The 11,216-nt window shown below is 59.1% G+C and carries 15 protein-coding genes; 6 read left to right on the forward strand and 9 right to left on the reverse strand.

Annotation, left to right across the window (positions count from 1 at the left end):
- Positions 1-30: 30 nt before the first annotated feature.
- From FHT71_RS29845 to FHT71_RS29875, 7 genes are all read right to left on the reverse strand, one after another.
- Entirely contained in the window at positions 31-822 is a 792-nt protein-coding gene (locus tag FHT71_RS29845) for a sulfite exporter TauE/SafE family protein (protein WP_183723120.1), read from the reverse strand.
- A gap of 15 nt (positions 823-837) precedes the next feature.
- Positions 838-1,770, reverse strand: a complete 933-nt coding sequence (gene argC / locus FHT71_RS29850; RefSeq protein ID WP_183723122.1) for an N-acetyl-gamma-glutamyl-phosphate reductase — start codon at positions 1,768-1,770, stop codon at positions 838-840.
- Positions 1,771-1,833: 63 nt separating this feature from the next.
- On the reverse strand, positions 1,834-2,793 hold the full coding sequence (speB, locus tag FHT71_RS29855; protein ID WP_132593944.1) for an agmatinase: 960 nt from the start codon (positions 2,791-2,793) through the stop codon (positions 1,834-1,836).
- A gap of 92 nt (positions 2,794-2,885) precedes the next feature.
- Positions 2,886-3,188, reverse strand: a complete 303-nt coding sequence (locus FHT71_RS29860) for an antibiotic biosynthesis monooxygenase (protein WP_007792181.1) — start codon at positions 3,186-3,188, stop codon at positions 2,886-2,888.
- Between the two features lie 139 nt (positions 3,189-3,327).
- On the reverse strand, positions 3,328-3,795 hold the full coding sequence (gene rpsI / locus FHT71_RS29865) for a 30S ribosomal protein S9 (protein WP_007531723.1): 468 nt from the start codon (positions 3,793-3,795) through the stop codon (positions 3,328-3,330).
- 2 nt (positions 3,796-3,797) lie between these two features.
- Positions 3,798-4,262: a 50S ribosomal protein L13 gene (gene rplM, locus FHT71_RS29870; RefSeq protein WP_007531725.1), complete on the reverse strand. Its 465-nt coding sequence runs from the start codon at positions 4,260-4,262 to the stop codon at positions 3,798-3,800.
- Positions 4,263-4,486: 224 nt separating this feature from the next.
- Positions 4,487-4,918 carry a PaaI family thioesterase gene (locus FHT71_RS29875; RefSeq protein ID WP_007792179.1) on the reverse strand — a complete coding sequence of 144 codons (432 nt, stop codon included), beginning with the start codon at positions 4,916-4,918 and terminating at the stop codon, positions 4,487-4,489.
- A gap of 73 nt (positions 4,919-4,991) precedes the next feature.
- On the opposite strand from FHT71_RS29875, the gene FHT71_RS29880 reads away from it, so the two are divergent.
- Positions 4,992-5,825, forward strand: coding sequence for an enoyl-CoA hydratase (locus tag FHT71_RS29880; protein WP_132593950.1), 834 nt, complete (start codon positions 4,992-4,994; stop codon positions 5,823-5,825).
- Here the strand turns inward: FHT71_RS29880 and FHT71_RS29885 are convergent, their stop codons facing one another.
- Both FHT71_RS29885 and FHT71_RS29890 read right to left on the reverse strand, forming a co-directional pair.
- On the reverse strand, positions 5,826-6,662 hold the full coding sequence (locus FHT71_RS29885; protein WP_183723123.1) for an EamA family transporter: 837 nt from the start codon (positions 6,660-6,662) through the stop codon (positions 5,826-5,828).
- Between the two features lie 412 nt (positions 6,663-7,074).
- Entirely contained in the window at positions 7,075-7,404 is a 330-nt protein-coding gene (locus tag FHT71_RS29890; RefSeq protein ID WP_007792171.1) for a hypothetical protein, read from the reverse strand.
- Between the two features lie 104 nt (positions 7,405-7,508).
- On the opposite strand from FHT71_RS29890, the gene FHT71_RS29895 reads away from it, so the two are divergent.
- The 5 genes from FHT71_RS29895 to FHT71_RS29915 all read left to right on the forward strand — a co-directional run bounded on the left by FHT71_RS29895 (position 7,509) and on the right by FHT71_RS29915 (position 11,017).
- Entirely contained in the window at positions 7,509-7,937 is a 429-nt protein-coding gene (locus tag FHT71_RS29895; RefSeq protein WP_007792168.1) for a CoA-binding protein, read from the forward strand.
- A 108-nt stretch (positions 7,938-8,045) separates the two neighbouring features.
- The gene (locus FHT71_RS29900; protein ID WP_183723125.1) at positions 8,046-9,329 is read left to right on the forward strand and encodes an O-acetylhomoserine aminocarboxypropyltransferase; all 1,284 of its coding nucleotides are present in this window, start codon (positions 8,046-8,048) and stop codon (positions 9,327-9,329) included.
- Between the two features lie 215 nt (positions 9,330-9,544).
- Entirely contained in the window at positions 9,545-10,258 is a 714-nt protein-coding gene (locus FHT71_RS29905) for a cysteine hydrolase (RefSeq protein WP_183723127.1), read from the forward strand.
- 35 nt (positions 10,259-10,293) lie between these two features.
- Positions 10,294-10,548 carry an antibiotic biosynthesis monooxygenase gene (locus FHT71_RS29910; RefSeq protein WP_281040990.1) on the forward strand — a complete coding sequence of 85 codons (255 nt, stop codon included), beginning with the start codon at positions 10,294-10,296 and terminating at the stop codon, positions 10,546-10,548.
- A 259-nt stretch (positions 10,549-10,807) separates the two neighbouring features.
- On the forward strand, positions 10,808-11,017 hold the full coding sequence (locus tag FHT71_RS29915) for a cold-shock protein (protein WP_007792156.1): 210 nt from the start codon (positions 10,808-10,810) through the stop codon (positions 11,015-11,017).
- The last annotated feature ends 199 nt before the right edge of the window (positions 11,018-11,216 follow it).

Consider the following 11,216-nt stretch of genomic DNA (forward strand, 5'->3'; position numbering starts at 1 on the left):
GCGTCGCTCCGCTGTTTTGAGAGGCTGGACCTATCGGAGGAGCCCGTCGAGCGCCGGCATTCCCAAGATGGCGGAGGCTGCGATCAGCAGATAGCCGATCGTTCGGAACGTGCTTTCCTTGGCGAGACCGAACAGCTTCGAGCCGGCATATAGGCCGACGGCATAACTCGGCAGGATCACGATCGTCAGAGCGAAGACGGCTTGAACAAAGAGCCCGCCGAAATGGTAGCTGACGACGCTGAAGCAGGTTGAGATCCCGAAATATAGAATGATGTTCGCCCGCACCCGGGCAAAATTGGCCTTGCCGCCCAGCCAGTAGGCGACGACCGGCGGCCCGCCGAGCTGAGCGGCGCCGCTGAAGAGGCCGGCAACGAGACCCGTGATGGAGGTCAGCGATGTCCGTGGTTCGCCATGGTATCGCCACCCGGAAACAAGCAATGCAAGCAGGCAAATCGCAATCGCCGTGATCGCCCAGCGCAATGTCAGGGGATCCACCCACGCCAGAGCTGCCGTACCGGCGGGCACGCCCAGCACCGCGCCCGCAGCCATGGTGAAGACTTCGCGCCGGCTGGCGCTGCGCCAGGCTGGAGGGATCATACCCAGCGTCGCAAGGCCGTCTATGACAAGCAGGACCGGCGAAATCAGCTTCGGACCGATGATTGCGCCGCCAAGCGGAATGAAGATCAGCGCCGCCCCGAACCCCGAGAAGCCGCGCGCCAGTCCCGCAATGAAAGCGATGACGACAAGTGATAAAATGCCATGATCCGGCAAGGAGGCGACAAACCACGCGCTCGTGTTCGCCTGCAGCGTATCAAGCGACATCGATCAGTTCCGGGATTACGAGGCGAGCATCAGGTCCATGTTCTGGACAGCCGCTCCCGACGCACCCTTACCGAGGTTGTCGAGCAACGCCACGAGATTGACCTGCGAAGCGCCCGGCGTGCCGAACACGAAGAGCTTCATCGTGTCCTTGCCGGCAAGCTCGACGGCATCGATACGGGGGAGCTTGCGGCTCTCTTCCAGCGGCACAACAGTCACGATGTCCTGACCCGCGTAGTGGGCCACGAGAGCAGCGTGGATGTTTTCGAGCGTCGTGCCTTCGGCCAGATGGCCGAGATGCAGCGGCACCTGAACGATCATGCCCTGCGGGAACTTGCCGACCGACGGCGAGAAGATCGGCTCGCGATCGAGTAGGCCGTGAATCTTCATCTCAGGTACGTGCTTGTGCGTCAGCGTCAGGCCATAAAGGAAATGTGGCGCGGGGATTGCATCGTCGCGGCTCTGATCCTCCATCTGCGCAATCATCTGCTTGCCGCCGCCAGTGTAGCCGGAGACTGCATTGACCGTGACCGGGTAGGCATCAGGCAGGATGCTCGCAGCGCGCAGCGGCCGAATGAGGCCGATCGCACCGGTCGGGTAGCAGCCCGGATTGGCGACGAAGCGCGCGAACTTGATCTTCTCTGCCTGCTCCTTATCCATTTCCGCAAAGCCGTAGGCCCAGGAAGGATTGACGCGGAACGCCGTGGAGGTGTCGATGACGCGGACATTGTTGTTGCCCGAGACCATGTGCACGGCTTCCTTCGAAGCGTCGTCCGGTAGGCAGAGAATGGCGATGTCGGCGTCGTTCAGCATATCCTCGCGCATCGCGGCATTGCGACGCTCCGATTCCGGGATCGACAGAAGCTCGACATCGCGACGACCGGCCATGCGCGTGCGGATCTGCAAGCCCGTCGTGCCGTGTTCGCCATCGATGAAGATCTTCGGTGCCATTGTCTTGCTCACACTTTCAATAGGTTAGAAAGAAGTCCGGAATCACTTTGTAAGAAGGATGAGTCAGCCGCGTGACGCGCTCGCGCGGCGCTCGGCATGCAGCCCCAGCATATACATCGCGACCGTCGCCCCCGCAATGGCAGTGATATCCGCATGGTCGTAGGGCGGCGAGACCTCGACGACGTCGGCGCCCCTGATGTCCAGTTGGTGGAGGCGCTGCAAAATTGAGAGGATTTTGGCGCTCGAGGGACCGCCCGACACCGGCGTTCCCGTGCCGGGCGCATAGGCGGGATCGAGGCAATCGATATCGAAGGTCAGATAAGATGGCGCCCCACGGGTATGCGAGATGATCGTCGAGGCGATGTCTCCCGCGCTCATCTCCTCCAGTTGATGACCATAGAGAATATGAATGCCGAAATCCTCGGGCGCATGGGTGCGGATACCGATCTGGATAGAACGATCCGGATCGATGATGCCGTCTCGCGCAGCCCGCGCGACAAACGAGCCGTGGTCGATCCGTCTGTTGTCGTCAAACCAGGTGTCCTGATGCGCGTCGAACTGGACGAGAGCCAGCGGCCCGTGCTTGGCGGCATGCGCTTTGAGGATCGGCCAGGTGACGAAATGGTCGCCGCCGAGGGTCAGCATGAACGCGCCGCTATCGATGATCGTCTTGGCCTGCCGCTCGATCGCGGCCGGCGTCTCGTGGTGGTTGCCGTAGTCGAGCAGGCAGTCGCCGTAGTCGATCACGGCCATATCGGCAAAAAGATCCCGCTTGAAGGGATACTGCGGGTCGTTATCGAAGATCGCCGACGCACGCCGTATCGCCTGCGGCCCGAATCGCGTCCCCGGCCGATTGGAGGTCGCGGCATCGAAGGGAATACCCCAGACCACGGCATCCACGCCGGTCAGGTCCTTGGTAAAACGGCGGCGCATGAACGATAGCGCGCCGGCAAAGGTCGGGTCGCTGGCTGCCGAGGTCAGGTTCGTAGCCGTAAAAGCATGATCGATCGACTTGTTGGCCAAGAGATTCTCCTCGAGAGTGTTTTGTCCGCTATGCCTACCAGAAACAAATCTCAAACCGAATGGGCAAAGCCGGTCGCTTGGCCAAGGCTGGTCTAGCCCGGCAACTTGTCCGCCAGGACTTCGGGAGTCCTCAACTGCGGAGCCTCGGCCAGCAGTTCCTCGGCTCGGGCCATCAGCGCCGCGGCCACTTTGCCATTCAAATGCGCCTGTCTGCCTGCCTCGTCATCGAAGGCATCGAAGATGGCGAATGTGCTCTGGTCGTAGCGAACGGCAAACCATGCCACCGTGCCAGGCTCCTGCGCGACAAGAGCCTGTGCGCTTTTCAAGAACGTAGCCACTTCTTCTTCCTTGCCGGATCTTGCTTTCAGTTCGACATAGATTGCTTGCTTGGTCATTCCTGCCTCCCTTGGCCTGCGCGTGAAGCGCATAGATAGAATGCAGTAGAACTGGCAAGGGAACGAGCCGCTTCAAGCGGCCGCCAACAGAAAAGGCCGGGCAAGAGCCCGGCCTTCGCATTCCCGTATTCCGAAGTGATTAACGCTTGGAGAACTGGAACGAACGGCGGGCCTTGGCCTTACCGTACTTCTTACGTTCAACAACGCGGCTGTCGCGGGTCAGGAAGCCACCCTTCTTCAGGACCGAGCGCAGGCCCGGCTCGAAGTAGGTGAGAGCCTTGGAAAGACCGTGACGAACGGCACCGGCCTGGCCGGAGAGGCCGCCGCCAGCAACCGTTGCAACGATGTCGAACTGGCCGTCACGGGCAGCCGCGACGATCGGCTGACGCAGAATCATCTGCAGAACCGGGCGCGCGAAGTATTCCGTGAATTCCTTGCCGTTGACGACGATCTTGCCGGAGCCCGGCTTGACCCATACACGAGCAACAGCGTTCTTGCGCTTGCCGGTTGCGTAGGAACGGCCAAGCGAGTCGACCTTGCGGACGTGAACCGGAGCAGCAGCTGCTTCGGACGTGCCGAGATCCTTCAGGGAGGAGAGGTCAGCCATTCTTAGGCGCTCCTTACGTTCTTCTTGTTCAGCTTTGCGACGTCGAGAACGACAGGCTGCTGTGCTTCATGAGGATGATTGGAACCAGCGTAAACGCGGAGGTTCTTCATCTGACGACGGCCGAGCGGGCCGCGCGGAACCATGCGCTCAACAGCCTTCTCGAGAACGCGCTCCGGGAAGCGGCCTTCGATGATCTGGCGAGCGGTACGCTCCTTGATGCCGCCGGCATAACCGGTGTGCCAGTAGTAAACCTTGTCGGAATACTTCTTGCCGGTGAAAACGACCTTGTCGGCGTTGATGACGATAACGTTGTCGCCGTCGTCAACGTGAGGCGTGAAGGTTGCCTTGTGCTTGCCGCGCAGGCGCATAGCGATGATGGAAGCGAGACGACCAACGACGAGCCCTTCGGCGTCGATGATGACCCACTTCTTCTCCACCTCTGCAGGCTTCTGGGAGAAGGTTGCCATAGTTGTTACTCTCTTTTGGATCCCTCGGCCCGAAGGCGAGAGGGCGTTTCTTGTTGCTTGGTTTGGCTGTTCGAAGACGCGCCAAAAAGAAAGCAGCCCGGAAAGGCTGCATTTCTGGCGGTGTGTATAGAGGCAAAGCGGACTGCGGTCAATATTGTCAGATTTGCGCACCGTAAAAATACATAAGCAAAATCAATATGTTAGTTATGTGGTATTTTGGTACCTCAAATTTCACGTGGCGGGATAGAGTAAGTCGCAGTCGCGTGAGCGATCAGCTCATCTGCATTCTCCTGGAAAACGGAGGCGTCGATGACGGCGAGCCGCTTGCCAAGCTTGAGAATCCTGCAGGTGCATGTCGTTGGAACAAGCTTCGGCAGGCGCAGGAAATTGATGTTGAGATTGGTCGTAACCGCCAGCGCAACCGGCCCGATATGCGCGAGTACTGCCGCATAGGCCGTTACATCCGCTAGGGTGAAGAGGGCGGGGCCAGAGACGGTGCCACCAGGACGCAAATGCCTCTCGCTTGGGTCGAGCCGCATCGAGACGCTGCCAGGTTTGATATCGGTAATCGTGAACACGCGCCCATCCGTGTGGATCTGTGGAAAATCCGTATCCAGAAAATGGTGGAGCTCGTCGATCGTCATGATCGGTTGCATGACTTTGCCTCGAAATTGCTTGTCGCCTGTGGCAGAACAATTAGCATGAAAAAGCAATGCAGGGAGTTAGACCATGGCCGAAGTCGTATCCTTCCGGAAGGACCCGAGCAAAGCCGGCGAGGGCGCGCTCGTCATTCCGCAGTTGAGCGACGGCATCCTGCGGCTGACGCTCAGCAATCCGCCTGCGAATGCACTCTCGATCGCCGTCATGGAAACCCTGATCGGTGAACTCCAGAGCGCTGCGAATGACGCTGCTGTTCGCGTAGTCATCATCGCGTCGACGGGCAATGTCTTTTCCGCAGGTCACGACCTCAAGGAATTAACTGCGCATCGGGCCGATGAGGACGGCGGCGAGGCATTCTTCGAAGAAACCTTCGCGCTGGCAGCCGACCTCATGCTCGAGATCACGCGCCTGCCGAAGCCTGTTATTGCCGAGATCGACGGGCTCGCCACCGCCGCCGGCTGCCAGCTTGTCGCCTCCTGCGACCTTGCGATCTGCACCGATACGGCGACTTTCTGCACGCCGGGCGCCAATATCGGCCTCTTCTGCTCGACGCCGATGGTGGCGGTCTCGCGGGCAGCGCATCGCAAGCAGGCGATGGAAATGTTGCTCACCGGCGAGACGATCGACGCCTCGACCGCCAAGGATTTCGGCCTCGTGAACCGCATCGTGCCGAAGCAATACCTGACGCAGGTCGTCACCAAATACGCCTCCGTCATTGCGAGCAAATCGCCGCTGACGTTGAAGATCGGCAAGGAAGCGTTCTACCGCCAGCTCGAAATGCCGATCGAGGAAGCCTACAGCTACGCCGCTCAGGTCATGGTCGATAACATGCTGACGGCCGATGCCGAAGAGGGGATTGGAGCCTTCCTTTCCAAGCGCATGCCGCAGTGGACGGGCGAATAGCTAACCGAGTTTAAGGATCAGTCCGCCGAGCGCGATGATTGCGCCGGCGAGATAGCGCCACGGGCTGGCTTTTTCCTTCAGCACGATCACTGAGATCAGCAGCGCGAAGAGGATCGACGTCTCGCGCAGCGCCGCAACAGTTGCCATTGGCGCCTTGGTCATCGCCCAAAGTGCGAGGCCGTAGGATGCAATCGATCCGCCACCACCGATTAGGCCGCGCCACCAGTTGTAGCGGACGTGGACGGCGACTGCGACAGTACCCCGCTTGGAGATCGCCCAGGCGAAGAGCAATATCGGCGGCAGCAGCGACATCCACAGCGTATACGACACCGCATTGCCGGAGACACGGGCGCCGATACCGTCCACATAGGTGTAGGTCGCGATGACACATGCATTGGCGAGCGCCAGCCGGATCGCTTGTCCGCCGCCCTTTCGCGCCTCGAAGGCCAGTGTCAGAATACCGGTGCAGATCGTCATCGTACCGATGAGCGCGCCTGTCGACAGCCTCTCATCCAGGATGAAACCGCTGGTGGCTGCAATCAAGAGTGGTGCGCACCCGCGCATCAGCGGGTAAACGAGGCCGATGTCGCCTGCACGATAAGCGCCGGCGACAAGCTGGAAATACACGAACTGGAGGACGGCCGAAGCGCCGATGAAGGGCCATGCCGCCGAATTCGGCAATGGCAGGAACATCAGGAAGGGAAGGGCGCAAACGGCGCCGCCTCCCGATATGAGGCTGGCATCCAGCGACTTGTCCGTGCCCGCCTTGATCATGGCGTTCCATGTCGCGTGCAGCAGCGCACCAAACAGAACGAGCAGAATGACGTGGATCGGCAAAAAGGACCACCGGACGGTGTGAAAACAGCAATTGTGAAATGCTTGTTACGCCGTTGCCGGCAAAAAGCAATCCCGGTTGACGACGTGACGGAGCGCAACAACGCCCTGTCATATATCAGGCAACCTGAAGATGCTGGATCGCAATTTCCGGAAAAGAGGAACGTACACCAGAAGTGTTTATTCGGTTATCTCTTATTCAACTATGAGGCGTTGCTAACATATGCGGGAACATATGTGAACATATACAGGATATACATAGAACACTGACGGTGGCACCGACTCTTCCGTGTCGAATTTTGCAGGAGTGTGACAAAGCCATCACGGAATCCGCCGCTCAGCCGGATCCCGCAGCGCGCACGGTTGTGTCGGCAAGGCCTCGCGCGTCACGATTTGGTATGGCAGGAGTGCGCTTTTACAGCGAGTAATATGGGATGATAAACATCCCGTTCAGGTTGTCGATATTCTGACAATTCAGGACACGGCACCTCGGATTGTCCTTGGTCGGGATGGTCGTCCATTCCGCGTATTTGTTGACGTCGCAATAATTGCTGTTGCGAATGTAGCGGTCGAACAGTGTCATGCCGGGCACCCGCTTCGACGGATACCGCAAAATCACGGCGCCCTCATTGCGGATCGCTGCACGTGCGGCCTGACAGCTTATCGTGAGCGAATTGTATCGCGAAATGGCCAGCGCCGGGGAGGTAGCCATAACGAAGGCGATCACGGCAGCCAATTTTTTCATGGGAACATCCTCCTTCGGCGTCCTAATTCCTATATACGCCGAAACTCACTGCTGGTTTCAGCGAACCGCGAAATAAACGCGATTGTTATCGGAGGCCGAAGCCCTTGAATCACGATGAATATGAGGATGACTACATCCTCGACATTCTGCGTTCCGTGAAGACGATTGCCCTGACCGGCGCGTCGCCGAATCCCGCTCGACCCAGCAATGGCGTGATGGGCTATCTGCTGTCACGGGGATACAACGTCATCCCTGTGAACCCAGGCCAGGCCGGCAAGCAGATCCAAGGTCAAACGGTTTACGCCCGGCTCGCCGATGTCCCTGTGCCGGTGGACATGGTCGAGGTCTTTCGGGCCTCGGAATATCTATCGGGTGTTGTCGATGAGGCATTGGCAATGAACCCGCGACCGAAGGTGATATGGGCGCAGCTTGGCGTGCGTGATGATGCGGCAGCGGCAAGGGCCGAGGCGGCCGGCATCAAAATCGTCATGGATCGATGCCCCGCTATCGAGTATCCACGGCTCGCCCGCTGACGGGTTGGATTTTTCAAATAACGTGCCTGGGTTGAAATGGAACGCGATTAACTTTTCGCGGCCGTCGGCTATGCTCGCCGCCATTCGATCACTAAATGGGAGGGCTTCATGGCCAAGAACGGTCCGGGTTTCAATACGTTGGCAGTCCATGCGGGAGCACAGCCGGACCCCGCGACCGGCTCACGTGCGACGCCGATTTATCAGACGACGGCTTATGTCTTCAACGACTCCGATCATGCGGCAGCCCTTTTCGGTCTGCAGCAATTCGGCAATATCTATACGCGTATCATGAACCCGACCCAGGCCGTGCTCGAAGAGCGCGTCGCGGCACTCGAGGGCGGCACTGCGGCGCTCGCCGTTGCGTCCGGCCATGCGGCGCAGATGATCGTCTTCCACACGCTTATGCGCCCCGGCGAAAACTTCGTGGCCGCGAAGCGGCTCTACGGAGGCTCGATCAACCAGTTCGGCCATGCCTTCGATAATTTCGGCTGGCAGGTTCGCTGGGCGGATTCCGCCGACCCGGCAAGCTTCGAAAGCCAGATCGATGACAAGACGCGGGCGATCTTCATCGAAAGCCTCGCCAATCCCGGCGGCACCTTCGTCGACATTACCGCGATCGCGGCGGTGGCGCACAAGCATGGCCTGCCGCTCATCGTTGACAACACCATGGCCAGCCCTTACCTCATTCGGCCGATCGAACACGGCGCCGATATCGTCGTGCACTCGCTGACGAAGTTCCTCGGCGGCCATGGCAATTCGATGGGCGGCATTATCGTCGATGGCGGAACCTTCGATTGGTCGAAGTCCGGCAATCATCCGATGCTGTCCACCCCGCGGCCGGAATATAATGGCGTGGTCTTGCACTCGACCTTCGGCAATTTCGCGTTCGCCATCGCCTGCCGCGTGCTCGGTCTGCGCGATCTCGGCCCCGCCATCTCGCCCTTCAATGCGTTCTTGATCCTGACGGGCATCGAGACGCTGCCGCTGCGCATGCAGCGCCACAGCGATAATGCAATAGCTGTCGCAAAGTGGTTGAAGGCACACAGCAAGATCGCCTGGGTGAACTATGCCGGCCTCGAAGACGATCCGAACTACGCCCTACAGCAGCGCTATTCGCCGAAGGGCGCCGGTTCGGTCTTCACTTTCGGCGTGAAGGGCGGCTACGAGGCCGGCAAAACGCTGGTCGAGGGATTGGAGCTGTTCTCGCATCTCGCCAACATCGGCGATACGCGCTCGCTCGTGATCCATCCGGCGTCGACCACGCACCGTCAATTGACGGACGAGCAAAGGATCGCCGCCGGTGCCGGTCCCGACGTCGTTCGCCTTTCGGTCGGCATCGAAGACGTAAAGGATATCATCGCTGATCTCGAGCAGTCGCTGGCAAAGATCTGAGTGTCCTTCGCAGCAAACGTTTGTAGTTTCGCAGACTACCTTTGTCGAAATACAACGATAGGATCAGCCCCCGACTCAAACAGCGTCGGGCGCTCTTGTTCGATGTCAGATCTTGGGCGTTTGAAAAGTCCCTTCGGCAAGCACCGGTCGGTGCCTAGCAGACGATACACCCACGCCGTGCTATGGTTGCCGCGCTCGATGTGGGAGGGCTGGGAATGGATGCGCAAGTCTCAATCACCGCTAGGCCTGAGCCGATAAGCCTCGACCCCCGCAGGACGGCCGTCGTGGTCATCGATATGCAGAATGACTTCGGTAGCCGTGGAGGAATGTTCGACGGTGCTGGCCTTGATGTCGCGCCGATTGCGGCCCTCGTTCAGCCGATTTCCCGGGTGCTCGAGACGGCACGGCGTGCGGGATTGTTTGTCGTCTACACCCGGCAGGAACACAATTCCGACCTCTCCGATGCGGGGAACGAGGATTCCCCGCATCGGATCAAGCACAGGCGCATGAACATCGGCGCGACAGTGGAGGCACCTAGCGGCATCCGAAGCCAAATTCTGGTTCGCAATACTTGGAATACGGCAATCGTCGCGGAACTTGAGCCCCGACAAGGTGATGTTGTGGTCTCCAAGCATCGATACAGCGCTTTCTTCGAAACGTCGTTTGACACCATTCTTCGTGCCAAACGGATCAACACGCTCATATTCACTGGTGCAACGACCAGCATATGCGTTGAGTCGACGGTCAGGGACGCGACGTTCCGTGACTACCGCTGCATTGTGCTTAGGGACTGTACGGCCGAGTTGATCGCGGCCGATGCGCCCCGCAGCAACCACGAGGCGTCGCTTCTCGCAATCGAGATGTTATTCGGCTGGACGGCCGAATCTGGTGCGCTGATAGATGCCTTATCGGCGTTAGATGGCCGATGAAGTTCATAACCGGCTGACTGACCTGCAGGCAGGGGATGCGGGACGAGTTCCTCGCCGCCATGGAGCCTCATGTCGCGTCTACACGCGATGAGCCGGGCTGTGTATTCTTCGAATATCATCGGCATAAGAACGACGAGGACGTGGCGGTTCTGATCGAAGGCTGTCGCGATGCAGGCAGATGTCCGCCGGCTCGACTAGCAAAGTTGCGTATAATCGAGACTGTTTCCGATAAAGTCGCGCGCTACGATCTCGATTTTATCGCAAATCCCCCGAGCTCTTATCGACCTTGATCGCGGCACGGCGAGACGCCTTCTTGTTTCGGTTGGTTGACATATCGCATCTGGGCCGCTGGCCGCCACCGCCGGCAGCATCGCGTCACCTGCGGTCATGCCTTGGCCACTCGCAGCTCCCTGGGAGGGACGCCGACCTTCACCTCCGCTTCAAATTGTATAGGCGCGACCAGCATTACATCCGGCAGGCGTATTTTCGCTTGCGAAGGACAAGCGTCGGCTACATGTTGGAGCCGTCTCGCAGTTGATGAGGTAAGCAATGCCAACGGGTACAGTCAAATTCTTCAATGCCGACAAGGGGTTTGGCTTTATAAGCCCCGACGGCGGTGGCAACGATGTGTTCGTACACATCTCGGCTCTTCAGGATTCTGGCATCCAATCTCTTCATGAAGGACAAAAGGTGTCGTTCGATACGGAGCCAGATAAAAGGGGCAAGGGCCCCAAAGCTATCAACATCGAAGTGCGGTAATCCTTGAACGCATTGGAAGCTCCCGCGGACTGAAGCGTTCAGTTACCAATTACGGGCTGCGGTCAAGCTCCTTCTCTGCGCGAGCGTGTTGACATCATCGGTTCACACATGGGGTAATCGCGGGAGCGAGTCGCCCCTGATGGCCAGAAGTGGTCACGCTCTTGAAGAGCAGGTGGTTGTTCCCCGATAGGATGGAAGT

It is taken from the genome of Rhizobium sp. BK060 (assembly GCF_014193145.1).
Taxonomy (GTDB): domain Bacteria; phylum Pseudomonadota; class Alphaproteobacteria; order Rhizobiales; family Rhizobiaceae; genus Rhizobium.

Coding starts and splice junctions, on each gene's coding strand:
- argC (WP_183723122.1), bottom strand. CDS start 1,770: ATGGCACCGAAGATCTTCATCGATGGCGAACACGGCACGACGGGCTTG.
- FHT71_RS29915 (WP_007792156.1), top strand. CDS start 10,808: ATGCCAACGGGTACAGTCAAATTCTTCAATGCCGACAAGGGGTTTGGC.
- FHT71_RS29905 (WP_183723127.1), top strand. CDS start 9,545: ATGGATGCGCAAGTCTCAATCACCGCTAGGCCTGAGCCGATAAGCCTC.
- rplM (WP_007531725.1), bottom strand. CDS start 4,262: ATGGCAACCTTCTCCCAGAAGCCTGCAGAGGTGGAGAAGAAGTGGGTC.
- FHT71_RS29860 (WP_007792181.1), bottom strand. CDS start 3,188: ATGACCAAGCAAGCAATCTATGTCGAACTGAAAGCAAGATCCGGCAAG.
- rpsI (WP_007531723.1), bottom strand. CDS start 3,795: ATGGCTGACCTCTCCTCCCTGAAGGATCTCGGCACGTCCGAAGCAGCT.
- FHT71_RS29880 (WP_132593950.1), top strand. CDS start 4,992: ATGGCCGAAGTCGTATCCTTCCGGAAGGACCCGAGCAAAGCCGGCGAG.
- FHT71_RS29890 (WP_007792171.1), bottom strand. CDS start 7,404: ATGAAAAAATTGGCTGCCGTGATCGCCTTCGTTATGGCTACCTCCCCG.
- FHT71_RS29875 (WP_007792179.1), bottom strand. CDS start 4,918: ATGCAACCGATCATGACGATCGACGAGCTCCACCATTTTCTGGATACG.
- FHT71_RS29910 (WP_281040990.1), top strand. CDS start 10,294: ATGCGGGACGAGTTCCTCGCCGCCATGGAGCCTCATGTCGCGTCTACA.
- FHT71_RS29900 (WP_183723125.1), top strand. CDS start 8,046: ATGGCCAAGAACGGTCCGGGTTTCAATACGTTGGCAGTCCATGCGGGA.
- FHT71_RS29845 (WP_183723120.1), bottom strand. CDS start 822: ATGTCGCTTGATACGCTGCAGGCGAACACGAGCGCGTGGTTTGTCGCC.